At 46.2% G+C, this 22775-nt stretch carries 18 protein-coding genes; 6 read left to right on the plus strand and 12 right to left on the minus strand.

Translation table 11 applies throughout. The features are described from left to right. Positions 1-23: 23 nt before the first annotated feature. Entirely contained in the window at positions 24-1562 is a 1539-nt protein-coding gene (locus tag F8R13_RS09795) for a sensor domain-containing diguanylate cyclase (RefSeq protein WP_152834073.1), read from the minus strand. A 258-nt stretch (positions 1563-1820) separates the two neighbouring features. Between F8R13_RS09795 and argS the strand changes: the two genes are divergently transcribed. Next, positions 1821-3602, plus strand: a complete 1782-nt coding sequence (gene argS, locus F8R13_RS09800; RefSeq protein WP_152834075.1) for an arginine--tRNA ligase — start codon at positions 1821-1823, stop codon at positions 3600-3602. 10 nt (positions 3603-3612) lie between these two features. After that, on the plus strand, positions 3613-4299 hold the full coding sequence (locus tag F8R13_RS09805; protein WP_152834077.1) for an SPOR domain-containing protein: 687 nt from the start codon (positions 3613-3615) through the stop codon (positions 4297-4299). Between the two features lie 45 nt (positions 4300-4344). Here the strand turns inward: F8R13_RS09805 and F8R13_RS09810 are convergent, their stop codons facing one another. Then, the gene (locus tag F8R13_RS09810) at positions 4345-5415 is read right to left on the minus strand and encodes a GGDEF domain-containing protein (RefSeq protein ID WP_152834079.1); all 1071 of its coding nucleotides are present in this window, start codon (positions 5413-5415) and stop codon (positions 4345-4347) included. 210 nt (positions 5416-5625) lie between these two features. Between F8R13_RS09810 and F8R13_RS09815 the strand changes: the two genes are divergently transcribed. The 3 genes from F8R13_RS09815 to F8R13_RS09825 are packed head-to-tail and all read left to right on the plus strand — an operon-like array spanning position 5626 to position 8116. Beyond that, on the plus strand, positions 5626-5868 hold the full coding sequence (locus tag F8R13_RS09815; RefSeq protein ID WP_152834081.1) for an accessory factor UbiK family protein: 243 nt from the start codon (positions 5626-5628) through the stop codon (positions 5866-5868). Between the two features lie 9 nt (positions 5869-5877). Further along, positions 5878-7410: a YifB family Mg chelatase-like AAA ATPase gene (locus F8R13_RS09820; RefSeq protein WP_371414940.1), complete on the plus strand. Its 1533-nt coding sequence runs from the start codon at positions 5878-5880 to the stop codon at positions 7408-7410. A 13-nt stretch (positions 7411-7423) separates the two neighbouring features. Then, a complete protein-coding gene (locus tag F8R13_RS09825; protein ID WP_152834083.1) occupies positions 7424-8116 on the plus strand; it encodes a sulfite exporter TauE/SafE family protein in 693 nt (230 codons plus the stop codon). A 111-nt stretch (positions 8117-8227) separates the two neighbouring features. Here F8R13_RS09825 and F8R13_RS09830 read toward each other — a convergent pair whose 3' ends face one another. The 9 genes from F8R13_RS09830 to rep all read right to left on the minus strand — a co-directional run bounded on the left by F8R13_RS09830 (position 8228) and on the right by rep (position 20822). After that, the gene (locus F8R13_RS09830) at positions 8228-9571 is read right to left on the minus strand and encodes a TolC family outer membrane protein (protein ID WP_152834085.1); all 1344 of its coding nucleotides are present in this window, start codon (positions 9569-9571) and stop codon (positions 8228-8230) included. Positions 9572-9580: 9 nt separating this feature from the next. After that, positions 9581-10186, minus strand: a complete 606-nt coding sequence (locus F8R13_RS09835) for a response regulator transcription factor (protein ID WP_152834087.1) — start codon at positions 10184-10186, stop codon at positions 9581-9583. A 101-nt stretch (positions 10187-10287) separates the two neighbouring features. Then, positions 10288-11628 (minus strand): HlyD family type I secretion periplasmic adaptor subunit, encoded by a 1341-nt coding sequence (locus F8R13_RS09840; RefSeq protein ID WP_253806422.1) that lies wholly within the window; start codon positions 11626-11628, stop codon positions 10288-10290. Then, positions 11625-13805: a type I secretion system permease/ATPase gene (locus F8R13_RS09845; RefSeq protein ID WP_152834089.1), complete on the minus strand. Its 2181-nt coding sequence runs from the start codon at positions 13803-13805 to the stop codon at positions 11625-11627. Before F8R13_RS09845 ends, F8R13_RS09840 begins: the two co-directional genes overlap by 4 nt. Before the next feature lie 29 nt (positions 13806-13834). Then, complete coding sequence (locus tag F8R13_RS09850; protein WP_152834091.1) at positions 13835-15781, minus strand: EAL domain-containing protein; 1947 nt, start codon at positions 15779-15781, stop codon at positions 13835-13837. Next, positions 15778-16443: a transglutaminase-like cysteine peptidase gene (locus F8R13_RS09855; RefSeq protein ID WP_152834093.1), complete on the minus strand. Its 666-nt coding sequence runs from the start codon at positions 16441-16443 to the stop codon at positions 15778-15780. The genes F8R13_RS09850 and F8R13_RS09855 overlap by 4 nt, the downstream gene beginning before the upstream one ends. 25 nt (positions 16444-16468) lie before the next feature. Continuing rightward, positions 16469-17389, minus strand: a complete 921-nt coding sequence (locus tag F8R13_RS09860; RefSeq protein WP_152834095.1) for an OmpA family protein — start codon at positions 17387-17389, stop codon at positions 16469-16471. Between the two features lie 171 nt (positions 17390-17560). Further along, on the minus strand, positions 17561-18760 hold the full coding sequence (locus F8R13_RS09865) for an iron-containing alcohol dehydrogenase (RefSeq protein WP_152834097.1): 1200 nt from the start codon (positions 18758-18760) through the stop codon (positions 17561-17563). A 25-nt stretch (positions 18761-18785) separates the two neighbouring features. Further along, positions 18786-20822, minus strand: coding sequence for a DNA helicase Rep (rep, locus tag F8R13_RS09870; protein WP_152834099.1), 2037 nt, complete (start codon positions 20820-20822; stop codon positions 18786-18788). A gap of 222 nt (positions 20823-21044) precedes the next feature. On the opposite strand from rep, the gene F8R13_RS09875 reads away from it, so the two are divergent. Next, a complete protein-coding gene (locus tag F8R13_RS09875) occupies positions 21045-21626 on the plus strand; it encodes a class I SAM-dependent methyltransferase (protein ID WP_371414941.1) in 582 nt (193 codons plus the stop codon). A 4-nt stretch (positions 21627-21630) separates the two neighbouring features. On the opposite strand, the gene corA is transcribed toward F8R13_RS09875, so the two are convergent. Further along, a complete protein-coding gene (gene corA, locus F8R13_RS09880) occupies positions 21631-22587 on the minus strand; it encodes a magnesium/cobalt transporter CorA (RefSeq protein WP_152834101.1) in 957 nt (318 codons plus the stop codon). Between the last annotated feature and the right edge of the window lie 188 nt (positions 22588-22775).

Genomic DNA, 22775 nt, shown 5'->3' on the forward strand with positions numbered 1-22775 from the left:
AAGCGCTGGGTAGCTGTAACAAGCTATTGTAGCGTTTGACTGATGTCATCCGGATCAAAGATGCGGTGCTGGCCTTTACCGGATTTTTTCGCTTCATACATGGCAAGGTCGGCGTTCTGTAGCAGCTCCGTTTGTGTTGCGCCATGATCAGGGTAAATCGCCATCCCGATGCTAGAGCCGATATTGACTTGGTGTCCACCCAAGTTGAATGGTTTTTCTAACAGTTTGTTCAGATGTTGTCCAACCTGCTCCAGTTGTTCTTTACTGGTGTGCGCTCGACAGAGGATGACAAATTCATCACCGCCTACCCGTGCCAGAATCGTATCTTGAGCGATTTGATCGGAAATCAACTCACTCACAGAGCGTAATAAAGAATCTCCCACACTGTGTCCTAGGGTATCGTTAATCGTTTTGAAATTGTCCAAATCCAAAAACATGACAGTGAATTTTTCGTTTTTGTGTTTCACTTCATCGAGCAGTTTTTCCAAAGCGTTGTAGAAAAAGTTGCGATTGGGCAGCCCTGTTACCATGTCGGTATGCGCAAGATGATCCAGTTCCATCTGGGTCGCCTTCAATTGGGTGATGTCGGTATAGACCATGGTGTAGTGAATATTATCGGTTGTTTGATGGTGAACCCTATGGATATCGACTAGGCTGGCTCCTGCCAGACGGCCATCGGTATGGTGCAGGAGGAGTTCCCCACGCCATTCATTGCTTTCTTCAAGTTTACCGATAATGTCGATGGCTGGGGCATCCTGAAGGTTGTCCAGCAGGATTCTCAAGTTTAGTTGTTTCAGTTCGTCTTCGGAAAACCCAAACGAGTTGTGGAAAGCTGGATTGGTACGGATAAAATTCAATTTCGCATCGGTAATGGCGATGGATTCACTGGTTGAATCGAGCAATGTTCTATCCAGTGTCAGCTCTTCTTCAGTTTGCTTTTGTTGGGTGACATCCAAGCGCACGCAGATCAATCGTTCGATTTCGCCTTGTGGCGAGAAAATGGTTTGCCCTCGATCATACACCCAGATGTATTCGCCTTCACTATTCATTAATCGATGAACATCCTCATAAGCCGTTGATCGGTTGCTGAGCAGTTTGAGCATTTTTTTCTGAACGGATGTTTGGTCTGATGGATGAATTCGGGCTTGCCAAGCATGTAAGTCCTGCGGGAAATCGTGGTTGTGGAAGCCAATCATTTCCTGCCACAAGTCGGAAAAAAAGGCCGCGTTTTTCTTGATGTTCCACTCCCAATAGGCGATTCGACTGCTGTCGAGGATGATGGTTAAGCGGTCTTTTTCTTTTTTGTGTGCCTTGCGCATTTTTTTCAACTCAAGCTGATTTGCTTCATTTTGCTGAATGAGTTTTTTTGAGGTGACTTGGTAGGCACGATAGCTCAGGGCAAAAGCCACAAGTAAAATCAGGTTGGAATATTGGGTAAAAGAGCTAAAAGGATTTTCGATGCCAAAAACCTTTTCGGGCAGCCACGACAGTGCAGCAATCAAAATAGATAGGACGATCAGTGTCAGGACGAACTTATTTTGTGTCTTGGTCGTTTGCTGCATTGCACTCAGATTCCGTTCTGGAAAAAGACAAACTCCTTCCTTTTCGGAGCAAAGTATAGCGATTTTTTATGAAGGAATATAATTTAACTTAATGAAACTACTATAAAAATTATTGATATTAATGAGTCGTTTTCTAAGCCTCTTTTCGGATGAAAGGTGCCAGATTCTTGCGGTAAGAATGAATTTAGCCGCATTTCAATCGGCTATTTTGAGTAAAATATCGACTAATTTTTGATAGAGATTTTATAGAGTTGTCCCATGAAGCAACAGGTAATCGAGTTACTGATTCAAGTCGTTGATACTTTAAAGCAAACAGGCGTCCTTCCGGAAGACGCACACCCGAATATTCACTTGGAAAATACCAAAGATAAATCGCATGGTGATTTCGCCACTAACTTGGCGATGATGATGACCAAGCTTGTCGGTAAACCGCCTAGAGACGTCGCTAACCTGATTATCGACGCGTTACCGGCATCCGATGTGGTGGAAAAAGTGGAAATCGCCGGACCTGGTTTCATTAACTTTTTCGTTAAGGAAGCGGCAAAATTCGATGTCGTGGCAGACGTTTTGGCAAAAGGGGATGACTTCGGTAAATGTGATGTCGGTAACGGGCGTTCGGTATTGCTGGAGTATGTTTCCGCCAACCCAACTGGGCCTTTGCATGTTGGGCATGGTCGTGGCGCGGCTTATGGCGCGAGTGTCGCCAATGTATTGTCGGAAGCTGGTTATAACGTTTCGAGAGAATACTATGTGAATGATGCTGGACGTCAAATGGACATTCTGGCGGCATCAACTTGGTTGCGTTATTTGCAACAGGTTGGGGAGACTTTGAAGTTTCCAAGCAACGGTTATCAGGGCGACTATATTATTGAGATTGCGCAGGAGTTGGTGCATCAGCATGGGGAAGCCTTTAAGGTGGCAGCAAGCGAGGTGTTCGATGGCGTAGCAGCTGATGAAGTCAAGGATGCGGAAGGCAATGTTGTCTCGGGTGACAAAGAAGAACATATCGATGATTTAATCATGAAAGCGAAAAACCTATTGGGTGCTGACAAATATGAAATCGTCTTCCAACAAGCTTTGACGGTTATTTTGTCTGACATTCGTGAGGACTTGGGCGAGTTCGGTGTCGAGTTCGACAACTGGTTCTCCGAGCGTTCGCTGATGGATTCTGGGGTAATCGATGCGGCATTGGAAAAATTGCAGGCCGCAGGTAAAGTCTACGAACAGAATGGCGCTTTGTGGTTTAAATCAACCGAGTATGGTGACGAGAAAGACCGCGTTGTCGTGCGTGACAACGGTTTGAAAACCTACTTTGCTTCGGACATCGCTTACCACTTTAACAAGCTTGAACGTGGGTTTGATGTGCTGATTGATATTTGGGGTTCCGATCACCATGGTTATGTGCCGCGTGTCAAAGCGGCGATGCAGGCGATGGATACCAATCCAGATGCCTTGGAAGTCTTGTTGGTTCAATTCGCGATTTTATATCGTGGTGGCGAAAAGTTAGCGATGTCCACGCGTTCCGGTCAGTTTGTGACCTTGCGCGAGTTGAGAGAAGAAGTGGGTTCGGATGCAGCGCGTTTCTTCTACGTACAGCGCAAGTCGGAGCAGCACATGGACTTCGATTTGGATTTGGCGAAATCCCAATCCAACGACAACCCGGTTTACTACATTCAATATGCTCATGCGCGTATTTGCCGTGTATTTGAGCAGGCTGAGGAAAAAGGCTATTCGGTGGTGATTGACCCCAACCTGGCAGATTTTTCATTGTTAACATCAGAGCATGAAACGGATTTGGCAACGCAGTTGGCGAAGTACCCAGAAGTGATCGCACGTGCAGCGCAGGCTTATGAGCCGCATCAAGTCGCGTATTATTTGAAGGACTTGGCAAATGGTCTTCACTCTTACTATAACGCCTGTCAGTTCGTGGTGGAAGACGATGCATTGCGTCAATCTCGTTTTGTGCTGATCGCAGCCGTTAGGCAGGTATTGAGAAACGGTTTGAAACTGTTGGGCGTATCCGCGCCGCAAAGTATGTAATTCGCTTTCCATGGCAAGAGACTACAAGCAAAAACATTACAACGCTAAGCAGCCTTATCAGCGTCGTTCTCAGATGACAGCGCGTACTGAGGAGCCTGTTTCTTCTCCCATGAAGTGGGTGTGGTTGATGGCATTGGTTGTGACGATAGGCTTGCTGGGTGGTTTTTTTGTCGTGCAGCATTTCGCCGATAAAGGCGTGAAGTCGAACGAAACTAAGCAAGGCGCTGCTAATGCCGCGTTAGCAGCGAGTGAAAAAGCTGAAGACGTCAAAAAGGAACCTGTTGCAAAACCTGCTGAGAAAAAAGTCTTTGAAGCGACGGTGGTTGAAAAGCCGGCAGATAATGAGCCTAAGATTCACTATAGTTTTTATCAGGGATTGGCGAAAACCGAAGTGGTGGTGAATGCTGAACCTATCTCAATTGAATTGCCGTCACCTTACTACATTCAAGCGGGTACTTTTACCGAACAAGATGCGGCGCTAAAAGAGCAGAAACGTTTGGCAGGGTATGATCAGGTACTTCAAGTGACCAGTATTCAGTCCAGAGGCAAAACCTATTACCGTTTACGTCTGGGGCCTTTTACCGATCGATTGGTGATGAACCGTAAGCGAAATGAGCTAAGAAAACTTGGGGTGGATACTTTGTTGATTCGCGCTAAGAAAACCAGTGACCCTCAAACGGATAAAGACGCTAAGTAGACAAAACCCCAATCAGAGGCTGAGGCCTCTGAAAGTCAGTAACATCTATTCAGCCGAAGCCGTTTGTTGCGCTTCTAAATCCAGTTCGGTTTTCACCTGATTACGACCTTGTTCTTTGGCAAGGTAGAGCGCATCATCCGCACGTTTGATGAACTCGTCGACAGTTTCTTCCAAACCTTTATAAGTTGCGATCCCAAAAGAGGCGGTGATTAATCCCAGCTCTTTGGTGGAGTCTTTGCGTTTCAACTTAGCGGTTTCGATGTTGTGACGAATCGACTCGGCGCGTTCCATTGCCGATTCCATATCTGAATCCGATAGGATCACGGCGAACTCTTCCCCGCCGTAGCGACAGATGGTTTCATTTTCCAGTTTGCTTTTCTTCATCAGGTTGGCGAAGTAACGCAACACGCTGTCGCCGACCAGGTGGCCAAAGTTGTCATTGAAGCGTTTGAAATGATCGATGTCAGTCATGATCAACACCAGACTTTCTGGGTTGCCGCTTGCTTGAGCGGAATCCATCATTTCCGCCATGGCAATGTTGAAAGCTTTTCTATTCCCCACCTCAGTCAACTCATCCAGCATGACTTGCGCACGTGCTTCAATCAGTTGTTTGCGTAAGCGTGTGATTTCCTCATTGCTGGACATGAGTTCTTTTTGTAAATCCGCACTGGATTCCTGCATTGAGGTGACGGTGCTTTGAACCGTATGGGTCAGCTCTTTCAGGGTCGCTGCATCAATATTCGGATCGTTGAGGGAGGTGGCGAATTTATCAAGTTCTTTCGATTGCTGGGCGAGCTTGTCGCTCCAGATGTTCATTTTCTTGATGACAAGGCCGATTAAGCGTTTGAGAGCTTTATCGAACTCATTATCGGCAGAGTCGTCATCCGCGAAATATTCGTCATAAAGGCGACGCCCTAGTCGGTCGTTATAACCAAAAGGATCGTTGAGGATCTTGTCCATTTCCTGACGGAATTTTGGATTGTCCCCTTTGTAATATTCGTACCAGATAAAATAATTTAACGGCGTTGGGTTAATCGACTGTTCTTCAAAAATATCGATTAACTGCCCAAAGATACGAATCGATTTTTCAGGTGCGTCGTTAATATCAAGTAACATGATGTGCCTTAGATTACGAATAATATTTATGTTTCTATTTTACACAAAACGTTTTGTATAGAAACAGATTTGAGTGCTTTTGCGTAAGGGATGACTGACGGGAGTGTTGGGTGATTCTAATGGTATTAGAGGAAAAATTCGAGTATAGTTTCTAGCTTAGTTTCTATGTCGTGATCTTACTCACGGCGTCATCCCCAATTTGGAGACACTATGCTGGATTCGAAACAAATTGCATCTTTGGTGGAAACCGTCTCAAAAGTGTTGCCACAAGGATTTGGTGAATTGCCGGAACAGGCTCAGAAAAATTTCAAAGCCAGTTTGAGCCGTGCTTTTGAAAAAATGGATTTGGTCTCAAGAGAAGAGTTTGATGTCCAAACGGCCGTGTTAGCCAAGACCCGACAAAAGCTGGAAGCTTTGGAAGCAAAGGTCGACGCACTCGAAAATAAAGAGTAAACGCGCGTTGTGTTAACACAGTATGCCACGCTGGAAACCCGCGCACTTTCCGGTATGGAAGCGCCTGTCGTGCAGGTTGAGGTGCATGTTACCAATGGTTTGCCTCAGTTGTCTTTGGTCGGTCTTCCCGAAGCTGCCGTTAAGGAAAGTAAAGATCGTGTCCGCTCGGCACTGTTAAGCAGTGGTTTCCAACTCCCCCCTAAACGTATTACCGTCAACCTGGCGCCTGCCGACGTCCCCAAGCAGGGAAGCCGTTATGACTTGCCGATTGCACTCGGTATTCTATTGGCATCAGGCCAACTCAATACCCAACTGGATTTAACCAAATTAGAATTTATCGGAGAGCTGGGGCTGAATGGTGAAGTGCGTCGTGTCGATGGCATTTTGTCCGCGGTACTTCAGGCAAAGCAGGCCGGTAAAACCCTTATCATCCCTCAGGATAACCTTGCGGAAGCGGCAGTCATTGACGGTGCTGAGATTTTGGCGGCCAGTCATTTATTGGAAGTCAGTGCGTTTTTGACCGCATCTGGCGAGCTCCATTCGCCACAAGAGATGACTTCCATTGATGACAAGGGTTGGCACTATCAAGAGGATATCGCGGATATTCAAGGGCAGTTTCAAGCCAAGCGCGTGCTGGAGTTGTGCGCGGCGGGTGGACATTCGCTACTGATGGTTGGGCCGCCGGGTTCTGGTAAAAGTATGCTGGCGTCCCGATTGATTACACTCCTGCCGGATTTGACGCAACAACAGGCGATAGAAGTCGCGGTGATACGTTCTCTTGCCGGAAAGCCGGTGAATGGTCAAGATTTCTTCAAGCGCATGTTGGTTCATCCTCACCATACGGCTACGGCACCAGCTATGGTGGGGGGTGGTTCGGGGGCGACGGCAAAACCGGGCGCCTTGTCTTTGGCACACCACTCAGTGTTGTTTTTAGATGAGTTGACGGAGTTTAACCGTAATGTACTTGAAGCTTTGAGAGAACCGCTGGAAACCAAGCGCGTTGAAATCTCGCGAGTTAACCAACAGGTGTCCTATCCTGCGGATGTCCAGCTCGTGTGTGCGACCAACCCTAGCCCATCAGGATTTTTTAGTGACGACCCACTAGGGCGATGCACGGATACCCCTGAGCAAATCAATCGATACCTGAAAAAGATTTCCGGGCCGTTGTTAGATCGAATTGACTGCCACTTGGAAGTCTCACCAGTCGAGTTTCAGCATTTAAGCCAAACAGCGAAAGCATCTGGGGAAACCTCCGTAGAAGTTAAGGAGCGTGTTATAGATTGTCAGCAAAGGCAATGGAATCGTCAGGGTAAGCTCAATGCAAAACTGACCCCTCAGGAGCTGAATGAACTGGTTCAACCCGATGATGCGTCTTTAGCGTTGCTGGAGAAATCGGTGAATCAATTGGGTATGTCAGCCAGAAGTTACCATAAAGTGTTGCGTGTGGCGTTGTCGTTAGCCGATATGGCAAAGGATGATGTTGTCAGCATCAAGCATATTGCGGAAGCCTTGTCGTACCGTAAACTGGATAAATTGTCATGAAGGGGAATAGCTGATGAATGAATCCTTGCTGTTCACCGCATTGATGGTCGGCTTTTTGGGTGGCGTGCATTGCCTGGGGATGTGCAGTGGTGTGGTCGGCACTTTGTCGTTTAATCTCCGTCCCGAGGTGCAACTAAGTCTGTGGCGAATGTTTCCCTATCAGCTTGCCTATAACTTAGGACGGGTGACCAGTTATGCTCTCATTGGGGCCTTGTTCGGTTGGTTGGGGCATACAGTAACCTCTTTGGCGACTTTCTTACCGGCACAGCAAGCATTGCAGATTTTTGCGGGTGCATTCATGCTCGCTTTGGGGCTTTATGTTGCAGGCGTCTGGAATGGCGTGGTGGTGGTCGAAAGGCTAGGGAGTTTCATTTGGAAACGTCTTCAGCCAGTGGTTTCCAAAATGACTTCGGTGAGAACGATTCCTCAAGCTTGGCTGTATGGCATGGTTTGGGGATGGTTGCCATGCGGTTTGGTTTATAGCATGGTGATTATGGCGATTTCAGCCGGAGGCGCACTGCAAGGTGCGGCCGTCATGATTGCATTTGGGTTGGGCACTATGCCGAATTTGCTATTGATGGGGTCGTTTGCGTTTTTCTTCACGCGCTTATCGCGCAACCAGCGTGTCAGACGTGTTGCGGGCTTTTTGATTATGCTGATGGGGGCATGGCAAATCTGGTTGGCGGTGTCTGTACACGTTTCATAACCGGAATGGCGTAGCATTTTAAAGACCCCAACCTGGTAGATTTTTATCAAATGAAGCGCTCGCCGCCCAAAGGGGTAAGGCGAGAAAATCTGCCAGGTTGGGGGCTGAGGTTTATTCGCCGTTGTATTGCTTTTCAGCATCAACAAAGCTGTATTGAATGGATAGTGCGTTCAGTAATTCACCGGTTGCTGCCAAAATGCGGTATTTGGCAATCAATTCATCCGCTTCATTGTTGATCAAAGTACGCAGCGCACTGGTATATTCGTTCTCGGTGTTCAACAAATCCAGTAGCGATCTGCGTCCCAGGTTGAATTGCTTGCGATAACCGACCAAGGTTTCATGTGTCAGTTTGATGTGCTTGTTGATATAAGGGATTTGATCCCCGATATATTGGTAAGCATTCCAAGCATATCTCAGATTTTCAATCACCTGACGACGACTGTTGTTACGTACTTCCGTTGCTTGCATGTATTCCGATGAAGCTCTCTTAACTTCTGACGAGTCACGACCACCGTTGTATAGGTTATATTTCAAACGCAACATTGCTTGCATGTAGTCGTTTTCTCCCTTAATACCGGAGAGGTTGTTGTTGAAAGTCTTTTCCACTTCAAGGTTGACGGTCGGGTAGTAGTTTTTACCACTGGCATCATATTGTGCTCTGGCCGCAGCAACATCCGCATTGGCAGACTCTAGAGTTGGATGGTTTTGCATGGCGATTTTGGTTGCAGCATCCAACGACTGGGGTAGGCTGTATTTGAATTTTGGCTTGATCAGCGAGTTATCCGGCTGACGCCCTAGGATACGCTGAAACTTTGCCAAAGCATCATAGTAGTTGTTTTGTTCTGATCCAAGATTGGATTGCGCCAAGGCAAGACGTGCTTCTGCCTGGTCAACTTCAACTTGGTTACCAATCCCAGCTTGGTTACGCTTCAGGATTTGATCGTGAATCTTAAGGTGAGTGTCCAAACTGTCTTTCGCCAACTTTAACAGTTCTTTTTCTTTCAGCAGGTTGACGTAAGCGGTTGCCATATCCAATGCGATTGTGCTTGCGGCGGCTTGGGCTTTGTAGGCGGCGGAGTCCTGACGGTATTTTTGACGTCTGACTTCTTCTTGAGTCGCAAAGCCTTGAAACAGGTTTTGCGTCAATTTGATGGAGCCTTCCTGACGTTCGAGCCCGTTGCCTTGGTTGTCAACACCACCTGGATAACCTTGCTTGACTTCTTCGTAACCTATGCCCGCGCTGAGGTCAATGCTAGGGTAGTAGCCGCCTTCAGCGGAACGAACCTGTGCTTGGGTCGCGCGGAAGGCTTTGACTTCCTTTCGGAACTCTGGGTTGTGGACGATGGCGTCTTCAATGGCTTCTTTTAATGTCAGTGCATGCGCAGCTGGGCTCGCGAGCAGCCCAACTGATAACAAGCCAAGATGTACATAGATAAGTGTGTTTTGAAATTTCATGGACTGCTTCTAATCTTCATCCTGCCAGTTTTGTATACACAGTACCAGTGCCAATCGATCCTTGACGGAAAACTTTTCCAATAAATGGCTGATATGTGCTTTGACAGTGCGTTCACTAATATGCATTGACTCTGCAATTTCCATATTGCTTAAGCCTTGCATGACTAATTTCAATGTTTCTTCTTCACGTTCCGTCACTTGGTTTTTCCAACTTTCCGAACGTTTTGGTTGGTTGGCGGCTTGTGAGATGAGTGCTTGCATCACATTTTGCCCTAACCAGATACTACCTGATTGAACAGCGTCAATTGCTTGACGGATTCTCTCTTCATTGGCATAAAGATTAAGATAACCCCTAACCCCTAGCGCGAACCATGCCAAAGCTTCTTCTGAAGACGGCAGGCTGGAAAGTAAGATCACCGGATACTCTTGAGTAATCAGCTGTTCTATTTGTTCCTGTTGAATATTTTCATTCAACGCCACAAGTAACATGACTTCGCTTGGCAAATAACTTAACGTTTCTTCTAAATCAAAGATAACCTCACAGTCACGGCTTGCTGCAATGGATGCGTTGTTGACGATATTTTCGTCAGTCGTATATAGCAGTAAGTGCGTCATGTTCTGTTACTTTGACTCTAATCTATGGGTTAAGTATTTTTACTATTGTTTAACTAGATGCGACTATTGTACCGATTTTTTTATCTATTTATTAAAAAAACTTAGGATTCACGTAAAGCTAGGTCCTTGGCTTTAATGATCGGTTTAATCAAGTAGTCCATGATGGTTTGTTTTCCAACCACAACATCAACTGTTGCTTGCATCCCTGGTAATAAATAAAGCGGATTCTTGTCTGTTCCCAAGTGGTTTTTGTTGGTTTTAATGCGGGCGATGTAAAAGCTGTTGCCCTTATCATCAACGATGGTATCCGCAGAAATATTCTCAACAGTCCCTTCCAAGCCGCCATAAATCGCAAAGTCGTAAGCGGTGAATTTAATTTTTGCTTTCAAACCAGGGTAAACAAACCCGATATCGGATGGCAGAATTTTGGTTTCCAACACCAATGAAGCATCATTTGGCACAATCTTGATAATGTCACTACCCGGTTTTACCACCTCACCGATGGTCGACACCATTAACTGATTGATAACACCGTTAACCGGCGAGCGGATATTGGTACGACGGACCTTATCTTCAATGGCGGTTTGTGAGTTTTGAATTTGTTCAAGTTTAGCCAGAACTTCATTTAACTTTTCCTGCGCTTTGTTTTGGAAATCCTGTTTCGCTTCTTTTTGTTTCGATTCGGCTTCTTTTACCGCCGATTGTAGTTTTGGAATGGAAATTCGAGTCGATTGCAGTTTGGTGTAGGCGTCGTTGGCATCACGTCTGGTTTTTAATAAATCCACTTGTGAAGCGATGCCTTCTCGAACCAAAGGTTCCATGATATGGATTTCCTTTTGTAGCAGTTCGTAGGATTTTTTGAGTTGCGTGGCTTGGTTTTGCGCTTCTTCCAACTCTGAACGGTGCTGAACAATCTGTTGTTCAAGAATGTGTATATTGGTTTGAAGTTGATTTAACTGGTTTTGGTATAGCGTTTTCTCGCGGTCAAACATTCTGATGACGTTAGGATCATTGGACGGATATTTTTCGATAAAGGGACGGTCAAATGCCTCAGCCTTCAAACGTTCGGATTGAGCCTGTAAGTCATATTTTTGTGTTTCCGCTTCACCAAAACTACTGGCAAATTGGGTGTTGTCGAGTTTAATCAGCGTTTCGCCTTTACGAACCTTATCACCGGTTTTGACAAAAATATTAGAGACAATACCGCCTTCTAAATTCTGTACAACCTGAATCTGGCTAGAAGGTACAACTTTACCTTCACCTCTTACAATTTTGTCTAGTGTCGTTAGGCTTGCCCAAACAATCAAAAAGACGATGACCAAAAAAATCAACCACACCAAAACTTGAGATTTGATGGTGGGTTTTTCCAGAGCAGCTTGGCTCAAACTGGACATGAACTCCAAATCAGATTCAGATACGTCAGGGCGCTTTGTAATTTTCATGCATCCACCCGCTGTTTATTCAATTGTCCCGACTTCAAGGCTTCTAGAACCGTGTCTTTTGGGCCGTCGGCAATCAGTCTGCCGTTGTCTAAAACAATGAGACGATCCACCAATTGTAAAATACTCATCTTATGGGTAACGACAATCATCGTGTTCTGGATGGTATTTTCTTTTAGGCGTTGGATCAGCGTCATTTCGGTGCTGGAATCCATCGCATTGGTTGGTTCATCGAACAAGTAAATCGGTGCTGGCAATAGCAGAGCGCGCGCAACGCCGATACTTTGTCTTTGACCTCCAGAGAGTGAGGTTCCGCCTTCGTTAATCATTAAGCCATATCCGGACGGATGCGTTTTGATAAAGTCATCCACGCCCGCGAGTTTGGCAGCTCGTAGAATCAAATCATCTTCAATATAAGGTGCTTTGTAGGCGATATTTTCTCTGACATCGCCGCTGAATAGTGTCACTTCTTGTGGCACGTAATTGATATTGTGTCTCAACGCTGCCGGATCAAGCTGGGTGATATCAATGCCGTCAATTAGAATTGAACCACTGTCCGGTTTGTAAAAGCCGAGAATCAGTTTTTCGATGGTTGTTTTTCCCGAACCAACGCGACCAATGACTCCGACTTTATCTCCAGCTTCGATTTTGAAGGACACGTCATGCAATGCCTCCTTTGAGTCGCCTGGGTAGGTGAATGTGACGTTGCTGAATTCGATTTTTCCATTAAAAACAGGGTGCTGAATGAAGCGCTTACCAACCGGGCGCTCGGTTTCTTTTTTCATTAAGTCGTTTAGGGAGTTCAGTGCGGTGCGCGTTTGCTGATAGGAGGCTGTGAGATTTGCAAACTGTCCCATCGGCCCGATAGCGCGCTGACTCAGCATAACGGTTGCAATCAAGCCCCCCATCGTCAAGTCACCGTTCTTGATTAAGTACACCCCGGCCAATACGATGAAAACGGTACTCATTTGTTGCATGAACCCCGTCATTCTGCCGATTGAGCTTTGCATCATCTTGGATTTGATGCTGGCTTTGGCGATCTCACCAACAGCCTGTTCCCACTTCCATTGCGAGCGCGCTTCAACGCCAAGGGCTTTAATGGTTTCAATGGCGGTAAGGGTTTCTATGAGTACGGCGTTTTTCTGTGCAGAAGCTTCGTAAGTTGCTTCAATGCTGCTCATGATGCGGTCTTTCATAATCAAACTATAGAGCAGGATAACCATGATAATCAGCATGGGGACCAAGACGATTGCCCCAGCGATGTAGGTGATTACCAATAAGAAGATGATGACAAACGGTAAATCGACAATTGAGGCGATGGTGCCTGAGGTGAAAAAGTTGCGGATGCTGTCGAACTCTTTTAGGTTGTTGGCAAATGCACCGATGGAACCTTGGCGGTTCTCCATCGTTAAATCAAGCGTATGCTCAAAGAGTTTTGCCGACATGATCACATCGCTTTTCTTTCCGGCGATTTCTAGGAAATAAGAGCGCAGTGACTTGAGCAACAAGTCGAACATATATACGACACTGATGCCAAGTGCCAATACCCAAAGCGACTCAACGGCATTGTTTGGCACAATGCGGTCATAGACGTTCATGACGAACAGCGGGTTGGCGAGTATGAAAATATTGATGACGACAGATGCGATAATGACGTCGCGGTAAATGGTTCTATTGTCCCAGAAGGTGTGCCAGAACCAATGCCCGTCATCTTTTTTGACCAAACGGTCTTTTTTGTTCGCCTGGCTGACTTTTTTGCCAAGATAAATGGCGTAGCCCAAGTAGTCTTTTTCCAGCTCTTTTAACGAAACTGTTTTGAGGCTTCCACCCATGTCCGGCATGATGATATTGGCTTGACTGCCGGATATAGAGTCCAAGATACATGCCTGATTGTCTTTAAGATTAATAATGCAAGGCATGACAAGGCTTGGAATGTCGGCAAGCTCGCGCTGAACGAATTTTGCATGGATTTGCGCGCGTTCTGCAGCTCGAATGAATAATTCAGGCGTTAGTCGCTCGCCGTCACTGATAGGTAAACCTGCTACGAGAGCATGGCTGGAAAGGTTTTGTCCCTGCGTTTTGCAATAAAGAACTAAGCAATCAAGCAGTGGATCACGAAAATCTAGATCCTGGCTTTCGGTTTGTTCCGTTTTCAATGCGTTTGATCCGGTGTGCGACATAGTATAGATTGCCCTAAAGTATACTCTTTTTATTGTGGGGAGAATAGAGGTTTGGGTGCGCCGTATAGATATCCTTGGAAAGTGGTGACCCCAAGCGATTCAAATGCTTGTCGTTGCGCATCATTTTCAATCCCCATGGCAATAACTAGGATATCCAAGCTGGTACACATATCAACCACACTGGAGACATAAGAGCGGGTTTGTTCGTCATTTTCAATAACATTGGTGAATGACATATCCAGTTTGATGAAGTCAGGGCGCAAGTCTTGAAGGAATGCCAGCTTCGTGAATTGTGAACCGAAGTTATCAATACCAAACTCATAACCTTGTTTGCTCAAGCTCTTTAGGAAATCTCTGGTTTGATTATCGCTATTTGTAATTAGGTTTTCCGCCACTTCAAACGCGAAATGTTTGTGGCCATGTTTGTCGATTAGCTCAAGCAGACGCAGTCTTTCTGATACCGATTCCAATGTTGCACCGCTCAAGTTGATGGACAGCCTTGAAGTGACATTTTGTGGAGAAGTTGTAATGAAGTTTGCTGCCAGCTGCGCGACCAGTTGGTCAATTTCACTCTCTCTGTGTAAGCGAATAACCGTGGGCATAAAGAATCCAGCAGATTGCAATTCGCCATTATCGTCTTTCATTCGAATGAGAAGCTCGTTCGAGTGAACTTGGCGCTCTGCGGAGTAAGCGCCTTGTTGGAACAATACGAAACGGCTATCTTTTATTGCACGCTCAATGATGTCATGCCAAATCTGTTCATCGGTTTTTTCTTCATCGTTTGCGGTATAGCAGTAGGTGTTTTGACCCTTTTGTGCTGCTTCGGTTACTGCTATGTCAAGGTTTGTCAGTAGCGCCCCACGGGTTTGTCCAGGCTCGTAGTGAATGATGCCGATGTTGACGTTGAGGTACTCTTCCGCCATATTCAGTTCAGCTAAAATGTCTTTTGCAGTTGCTAAGAAGTTTTCCGTTTGTTTGATGACAATGTCAGTGCGACTGTTAGGGATAACGGATATCAGCTCGGTACCGTTCAAACGTGCATTGAGCATTTGTTTGAAATTAAGGTGTTGGATTAATTTGGCGGACAGTAATTTCACGAACTTGTCCCCGATTGGGTAGCCAAATTGGTCATTAATGTCTTTCAAGTTTTGAATGCGAACCAAAGCCATAACGCCGGGCAGTGCTTCACTTTTAGGATCAATCAAGCTGTCAATATTCATCTCAAAGTGCAAACGGTTCGACAAACCGGTTACATTGTCTTGGTAAGCAATTTTTTGCAGCTTTTCTGACATTTTTGCATCACGATCAAAAACATCTTTCATCTTGTGAACCATGGTATTCATCGCTGAGACCACCTGCTTGAATTCAGTGGTATTCGGCAGATCTTCTTGCAGTAAATATTCTTTTTTAACGATGGCTTCAGCTTGTTGTTCCAGCTTTTTGAGCGGGTTGAGCATGACTTTCAGTGCATAAATCGCCAGAGCAATGGCAAGTACGGCGGCGATGACGAACCATATCGTTAAACTAATAGTGGTTTTCCAAAGTTCGATATAGGCATAGCCGGGATGACTTTCAACTTTTAGTTTTCCGACAGGAATCCACCCGGTTTGTACCAAAGACTCTGCCATGGGAGCCTTAATGCGGATAAGGTGGATGAACCAGTTAGGGATGCCTTGGATGCTATCGGAGTTGGTCCGTTTATAAATCACTTTACCATCGACATCATAGAGGGCAATCATGGAGTAGTAACCGCGGTCGAAAACGGCATTGATCATGGTTTCCATGGATGAGGTGTCTTCACCGTTGGCAACGGAACTCAGGGATAAGCCAAGTGAGGTGGCGGTGTCCTGTGAGTGGGAGACCAGTTGATGTTCCAAGAAGGTCTTGGTGTTGTTGAAGTTTAGGATAAATGTTCCTACCAACAGTATCATCAACATACCTGAGATGAATAAAATCATTTGCTTACTTAAGCTCATGATGAACTCCTCTTATCTAATTTTTTGAGCAGTGCTTGCCATTGTTCGAGTTGTTTATTTCCGCCTTCCACTGCTTGTCCTCTGCCGCGTTGTTTTGCGAGCCAGAGTCCGCTACCGTTAAAACTGTAGATAGGGAGCAGGTCAGGGCGTTGGGTTGCTTTGCGGATTTGCGGATTGATATTGTCTAAAACCAAAGGGATGGATTTTGGCGTTTTGAAGTAGGTTAATACCATGTGCGCTTGTTTGAAGCGTATGGCTTTAACATAAGTCAGATAAAGCTTTTGATCTGGAATGCCAAGTGCCCTGAGTGTGAAGTATTTGCCGATAACATAGTCTTCACAATCTCCGGCGTCTTTGATGAGCATTTCTATTGGCGTCGCCCAGTAGTCCTGCTTGCCCCAGTTTTTTTCATCGGACATATATTTGGCGCCGTTGAAAAAGTTATTCACCATGCTCAGTTGCAGCCTTTCCGGTTTGCCATAAGCATCATTAACCAAGCTTTGCCAAGCCCTTAAGCGGTTAGCCGCCAGCATGCCATATTTTTGATTAACCTTTTGAATCTCGGCGTTACTGACAACTGTTGGCGCTCCAGATGCATCGGCTAACTTGATGTGGTACAAGCTTAGTGCTATCAATCCCACCCAAAAAATTAACCGTTGCATCCCGCTAGCCTTTCCTCGATATTGGTTACTTCTTCAAACGCATCTCGGCAGGAATGTCATGACGAGCCAGCGGCGACAGTTTATCCACTTTTAGAACCTGGAATTCAATGCGTCGGTTATGCTCTCTACCGGCCTTGGTGGCGTTTGAAGCAATCGGATTTTGATCCCCCATCCCAATAATATAAAACTTATCTTTCGGATAGCTGAAGTTGGTCAGGATATAATCTTTAACGCTGCTCGCTCTTTCCCAAGAGAGCCTCATGTTCGTGTCCGCTTTACCGCTATTGTCGGTGAAGCCGGAAATCAATACCACTTCATCCGGTTGCAGTTCTTTTAGCTTACTGGCTTGTTTTTCCAACAACTCTTTTTGGTCCGTTGGAATATTCCAAGAACCTACCGGGAAGGTGATTTGGATAGTTACTTTCGTTTGTGGTGGACAGCCGTATTTGTTGACGATATAGCCTTTAGGCGTGTTTGGACACTGATCTAACGAGTCAATGACGCCATCACCATCTTTGTCGTTGTTTAATGCACACCCATATTTATTGACTTTGGTGCCCAGAGGCGTGCCTGGACATTTATCCTGACTGTCGACAACGCCGTCTTTATCTTCATCACCCTCACAGCCCAAGAAATTGACTGAGACACCCGGTGGAGTGTTCGGGCATTGATCGGTTTTATCGTAGATGCCGTCGCCGTCACTGTCGAGTTCACAACCATGCTTGTCTACTTTCGTGCCTTTGGCTGTGTTGGCGCAAAAATCGTCTTTGTCGGGAACCCCGTCTTGGTCTAAATCCTTATATTCCTCAACATCCCTTTTAGTATGCTCACCGTCATCCATGAGGGTCTGCATTGCTGGGGAATTGGCAAAATCGTTGGTGGTATCTTGGGCATAAGCCAAGAAAGGTAACCCGCAAAGGGTGATGAGAGAAAGTGTGCGTAACATAATTTTTTTATACCTAAATAAAAGACATATCGTCCACAATTCTACTGAAAAATACGAACGCTATCCAGTATTTTGCACAACGTGCCAAATGAAAGTCCCTTAGAGTGATCGATTCGCACATCCATATTACGCGATTTCGTTGATTATAACGCTTAATTCGTGAAGTTTGGTTTACAGTGTTTGATATAAGGCATTTTGTAATTGTTGGTCGGAAAGTACAACCGGATTACCGAGCATGCTTCCTGAACGACAGTTTTCGATGACCGGATCCAGTTGGCATGGCGTCATACCGTATTCCGATAAGGAAATTGGTGCGTAGCGTTCTGTCAGAAGTTGCAGGTTTGAGATTAAATTCGACAAGTCGTTTTCAAGCGTTTCTGGTGATGGCTCAATAACCTTTTCGTCAGTCAGCAATCGGCCGATGCGAGCATATTTGTGGAGCGTTGCCTGCGAAAAGGCATTCTCTTGTTTTTGTAAGGTTTCGATATTGGCTGCAGTAATCGGCGCCAGTAATTTCGCGCAAACGATGCCGTGTGGTGCTTCAAAAAATGCACCGATCGGTCCAGCTAGACCGTGAACTGCGCCCAGCCCGGCGTTAGCCAATGTTATTCCAGACAAGCTGGCTGCCAGCATCAGGTTGCCATAACCGGTTTCTTTGTCAGCGTCTGAAGGGCTTTCCAATAACTCGAATGCGCCTTTGAAGAGGGTCATGCCTTGCCAAGCTAAAGCGTTGGTGACTGGATTGGCTTTGAGTGTGGTGTAAGATTCCAGTAATTGGGTAAAAGCATCCATACCTGTGCTGTAGAGTACAGGTTGCGGGCAGCTCATCAAAAGTTCCGGGTCAAGCCAAACACTTTTGGCGAGGAGTTTGTTGTCTCGGAAAGATTTTTTGAATTGCCCCAGTCTCGACAGTACCGCATTTTTAGTGGTCTCACTGCCGGTGCCAGCGGTGGTCGGCACGGCGATAAAGGGTAGCGTTTCCACATCAAAAGGCTCACCTTTGCCGACGCCTTCCAAATAGTTCATTACCGAGTTACCGCTGGGAATCAGTCCAGCGACCGCTTTGGCGGTGTCTAGGACGCTACCGCCGCCAATGCCGATAACTGCTTGCGCATTGTTAGGACAGCCTTCAACAATGTTGTCGACCATCTCTGGTGAAGGCTCGCCGGAAACCAGAAACAACGCAACGCGTGTTCCTTGTTCTTGAAGTTGAGTGAGTAAATCCGCTGAAAATCTGCCAGGTTGGGCTAGGGTGCGGCTGGAAATTAATACCACAGAGGCATATTCCGACACGCTTTTCGCCAAGTCTTGTCGGCAGCCCCAGCCAAAACGTATTTCAGGAATTTGTGCAATTTGAAAGGGGGCGATCATGTTGTCTACTCCTGTCGAGTTAGGTTTAGCCGTTTGAGGCCAGCATGGCTTTGAGGCTATCTAGCGCGGCATTGCCTTTTTCCAGTTTTTCTTCGGCGGAAATTTCAACACCGGGCTTGCCTTCCCAATCAAGCAAGTCTTCCGGCAACTCATGTAAGAAGCGGCTCGGTTCGCAGCGCATTTCCTCACCGTATTTACGGCGCTTTTTCGCATAGGTCATGGTCAGGCTGCGTTGCGCGCGGGTAATGCCTACGTAAGCTAATCGGCGTTCTTCTTCTAAGCCAGGGGATTCCAAGTTCTGTTTATGAGGCAGCAGCTCTTCTTCCATGCCGATGAGAAAGACGTGAGGGAACTCAAGACCTTTCGAGGCATGAAGGGTCATCAATGTGACTTCATTTTGCTCGACTTCCTCTTCATTACGTTCCAACATGTCCATCAAGGTCATGTAGGACACGATTTTATTGAGCATGATGTCTTCGTCGTCTTCGTTCTTGGCTTTGTCGATAATGCGCTCAATCCATTGGAACAAATCGCGCGTATTCTCCATACGCTTTTCCGCTTGTCTTGGAGTGTTCGAGGTTTCGCGCAACCAGTTGTCATATTCGATGTTTTCATTCAGCTTGCGAATGAACTCGATAACTTCGGTGCCCGCCAAGGTTTCCGAGTCTTTGATCCACTTAAGAATCAGGTCGCCGAAATAGCTCACGCGTTTCAATGCCTTTTCATCCAGAACTGTGCTTAAACCCAGCTCTTGCGTGGCGTCAAATAAACTCACATGGCGTTGTGTGGCGTAGCTTGCCAGCTTGGTTAAAGTGGTGGCGCCAATCTCGCGGCGAGGGGTGTTGACCACACGTAAAAACGCCGCGTCATCATCCGGGTTTACAATCAGTTTCAGGTAAGACAGCAGGTCTTTGATTTCCGTTTTGTCGAAGAACGATTGCCCGCCCGACAGTTTGTAAGGAATGTTTTGCTCACGCAAGGCACGCTCAAACAAACGTGACTGGAAATTCCCGCGATACAGAATCGCATAGTCTTTGAACTGGGTGCGGTTCTTGAACTTATGCACGATGATTTCAGAAATAACGCGTTCCGCCTCGTGGTTTTCATCATTGCAGGCGATGACGCGAAGCATATCTCCCATCCCCATTTCCGACCAAAGCGATTTCTCGAATTCATGCGGGTTGTTGGCAATCAAGGCGTTGGCTGATTGCAGGATACGGTTTGACGAACGGTAGTTTTGTTCCAGCTTGATGACTTCAAGATTCGGGAAGTCTTCTTTCAGCAGTGACAGGTTTTCCGGTTGGGCACCACGCCAAGCGTAAATGGACTGGTCATCATCCCCAACCACGGTGAAGCGCGCCTGAATACCGACCAATTGTTTTACCAATGCGTACTGTGCGGCATTAGTGTCTTGATACTCATCGACCAATAAATAACGGACTTTGTTCTGCCACTTGTCGAGAATCTCGCGGTTTTCGTCAAACAATCGAACCGGTAACCCAATCAGATCATCAAAATCCACCGCATTGTAGGCTTTGAGTTGCTGCTGATAGAGGTCATACAAAATTGCACGGGCCTGTTGCAGGTTGTCTTCAGCTTGCTCCAATGCCTGCTGCGGAGAAATATGCGCGTTTTTCCAGTTGGAAATATCCCATTGCGCATTTTCCAAGGCTTCTTCGTCTAGAGATTGTTTTTTTAGCAAGTCCTTGATGATTTGACGGGTGTCCGTCGCGTCCATAATCGAGAAGTTCGACTTATAACCCAGTGCTTTGTATTCCTGACGGATGATGTTTAATCCAAGGTTATGGAAAGTCGAGACGTTCAGCCCTTTGGACGGATCATCTTTCAGAAGTTTGCTGACACGCTCCTTCATCTCCCTCGCAGCTTTGTTGGTGAAGGTCAGGGCGTAGATGTTATGAGGCTTGATGTCGTGCTTGCGAATCAGGTGCGCGATTTTCTCGGTGATTACCCGCGTTTTTCCAGAGCCGGCACCTGCCAACACCAAAGCAGGGGTGTGGACATGAAGAACAGCTTCCAATTGACGTTTATTGAGTGAATGCATACCTGTGACTAGTAAAAAGCTCGTTAATCATGATTTCGATGAATCAAGCTGTGAACGATGAATCCTGTATAATTTCCGATAACTTCGGGAAACGGCATCAAATCGGCATTTTCAGCCACCGTTTTTGTAATGAATTTTATGGGTGAATATTTTATCAGCTAGCGCAAAGTTTAAGCGTGAATTTGATGGTTATTTGTAACAGGATATATCGGGGCAACGCGAGTGAGCACAATCGACGAACTTAAAAAAGACATTCAGTTTCAAGCGGAACTTAAAGGGCACAGCTTGACCCTTAACTCAACTTGGGGCATTTTTTCACCACGAGAAATCGACTCTGGTACTGACTTGTTGCTGAGACACCTCGATATTCAGCCGAACGAAGTGGCATTGGATATCGGTTGTGGTTACGGACCTATCGGTCTAACCATTGCCGCCTGTGCGCCGCAAGGTGAAGTGCACATGGTGGATAAAGATTTCGTTGCGGTGGATTATGCCAATAAGAACGCCCAGCAAAATGGACTGAGTCACGCCAAGGCGTATTTGTCGAACGGCTTAAGCGCAGTGCCGAAAGATAAGGTTTTCACCACCGTGGTATCCAATATTCCGGCAAAAGTCGGTAAGGAAATGTTGTCGATTATCTTGCATGACGTGCATCAGCAGTTAGCGCCGGGTGGTCAGTTTGTGGTGGTGACCATTAATGGGCTGAGACAATACATGAAGCGCAACTTTATGGAAGTGTTTGGCAATTATGACAAGGTCAAGCAAGGAAAAGACTACACCATTTCCCGTTGCGTTAAGTCTTAACCGCTTATAACCAACCTTTGCGCTTGAAATAAAAGTAAGGCGCAAAGCCCGCCAAAATCATTAGTCCGATTGCCCAAGGGTAGCCCAACAACCAATCCAATTCCGGCATGTGCTTGAAGTTCATGCCATAGATGCTTGCCACCAATGTAGGGGGTAGAAAGACCACTGCTGCAATCGAGAAAATCTTGATGATTTGGTTCTGCTGGATATTGATAAAACCCTGTGTTGAGTTCATCAAAAAGTTGATTTTGTCGAACAGGAAGGTGGAGTGGGACATCAGGGTGTTAATGTCTCGGGTGATTTCTCTCAGGGTTTTGTCCTGGCTCTTCTCGGTTTTGAGATGACGAATCAAGAATGAAATATCGCGCTGCGCATCCATCAGACACAAGCGGGTTTTCCCATTGGAGTCTTCCAAACGAGCAAGTTTGTCGATACAGGCTTCATACTCTGTGTTGCCTTCTTCCAGCACGGCATAACTGACTTTTTCCAACTGAAAATGAATGTCTTCTAGGTAGTCGGCGTGGTTTTCGACTTTTTGTTCCAACAGTGTGATGAATAGCGCTTGTGCATTGGCACACACGATTTGCTCTTTGCGGGCACGCAGGCGGAAAAGACGAAAGTCGACAATATCCGCTTCGCGAATAGAAATCAGGCGGTTGGTTTGAAGAATGAAAGCAACGGTTTCTGTGGTATAGCGTCCTTCCGAAGGGCTGAGGTAAAGCGAGTGGACATGGAGCCCGGCGCTGTCGATGAAATAACGCGCCGAGTCTTCGATTTCATTCACTTCGTCGCTTTCAGGTAGGTCGATTCTCAGCAAACCGCTGATCAGTTCACGTTCTTCGTCCGTCGGGTCGTGGGCATCAATCCAATTGGCGGTGGCAACCAGCTCAGCCGGGGGTGTGTCAGGTTGGAAAGTGATGTCGCGAATGATACCTTGGTCAATTTTAAAGAAACGAAGCATAACGAGAATCCTAAAAAAGTCACAATATTTCGGTTAACCGGAATGAGAAAATCTTAAAGAGAGCTTTGCACGAGATGGATGCACGGCTAAAAATGGCTAAAATCCCCCTGAATGTTGTTAAAAAACTTGTCAATAGCCAGCTATTAGCTGCGTTTTTCGCCTAATTCAGAGAAATTTTATCTCATTTT

Origin of the sequence: Hydrogenovibrio sp. JE_KL2 (assembly GCF_009296185.1) — a bacterium.
Lineage (GTDB): Bacteria > Pseudomonadota > Gammaproteobacteria > Thiomicrospirales > Thiomicrospiraceae > Hydrogenovibrio.

Bases quoted from the DNA above. Each gene is read 5' to 3' on its own strand.
- F8R13_RS09840 (WP_253806422.1), bottom strand. From the start codon at position 11,628: ATGAAAATTACAAAGCGCCCTGACGTATCTGAATCTGATTTGGAGTTC.
- F8R13_RS09795 (WP_152834073.1), bottom strand. From the start codon at position 1,562: ATGCAGCAAACGACCAAGACACAAAATAAGTTCGTCCTGACACTGATC.
- F8R13_RS09805 (WP_152834077.1), top strand. From the start codon at position 3,613: ATGGCAAGAGACTACAAGCAAAAACATTACAACGCTAAGCAGCCTTAT.
- corA (WP_152834101.1), bottom strand. From the start codon at position 22,587: ATGCTTCGTTTCTTTAAAATTGACCAAGGTATCATTCGCGACATCACT.
- argS (WP_152834075.1), top strand. From the start codon at position 1,821: ATGAAGCAACAGGTAATCGAGTTACTGATTCAAGTCGTTGATACTTTA.
- F8R13_RS09860 (WP_152834095.1), bottom strand. From the start codon at position 17,389: ATGTTACGCACACTTTCTCTCATCACCCTTTGCGGGTTACCTTTCTTG.
- F8R13_RS09830 (WP_152834085.1), bottom strand. From the start codon at position 9,571: ATGAAATTTCAAAACACACTTATCTATGTACATCTTGGCTTGTTATCA.
- F8R13_RS09845 (WP_152834089.1), bottom strand. From the start codon at position 13,805: ATGTCGCACACCGGATCAAACGCATTGAAAACGGAACAAACCGAAAGC.
- F8R13_RS09815 (WP_152834081.1), top strand. From the start codon at position 5,626: ATGCTGGATTCGAAACAAATTGCATCTTTGGTGGAAACCGTCTCAAAA.
- F8R13_RS09850 (WP_152834091.1), bottom strand. From the start codon at position 15,781: ATGAGCTTAAGTAAGCAAATGATTTTATTCATCTCAGGTATGTTGATG.
- rep (WP_152834099.1), bottom strand. From the start codon at position 20,822: ATGCATTCACTCAATAAACGTCAATTGGAAGCTGTTCTTCATGTCCAC.
- F8R13_RS09865 (WP_152834097.1), bottom strand. From the start codon at position 18,760: ATGATCGCCCCCTTTCAAATTGCACAAATTCCTGAAATACGTTTTGGC.
- F8R13_RS09835 (WP_152834087.1), bottom strand. From the start codon at position 10,186: ATGACGCACTTACTGCTATATACGACTGACGAAAATATCGTCAACAAC.
- F8R13_RS09855 (WP_152834093.1), bottom strand. From the start codon at position 16,443: ATGCAACGGTTAATTTTTTGGGTGGGATTGATAGCACTAAGCTTGTAC.
- F8R13_RS09825 (WP_152834083.1), top strand. From the start codon at position 7,424: ATGAATGAATCCTTGCTGTTCACCGCATTGATGGTCGGCTTTTTGGGT.
- F8R13_RS09810 (WP_152834079.1), bottom strand. From the start codon at position 5,415: ATGTTACTTGATATTAACGACGCACCTGAAAAATCGATTCGTATCTTT.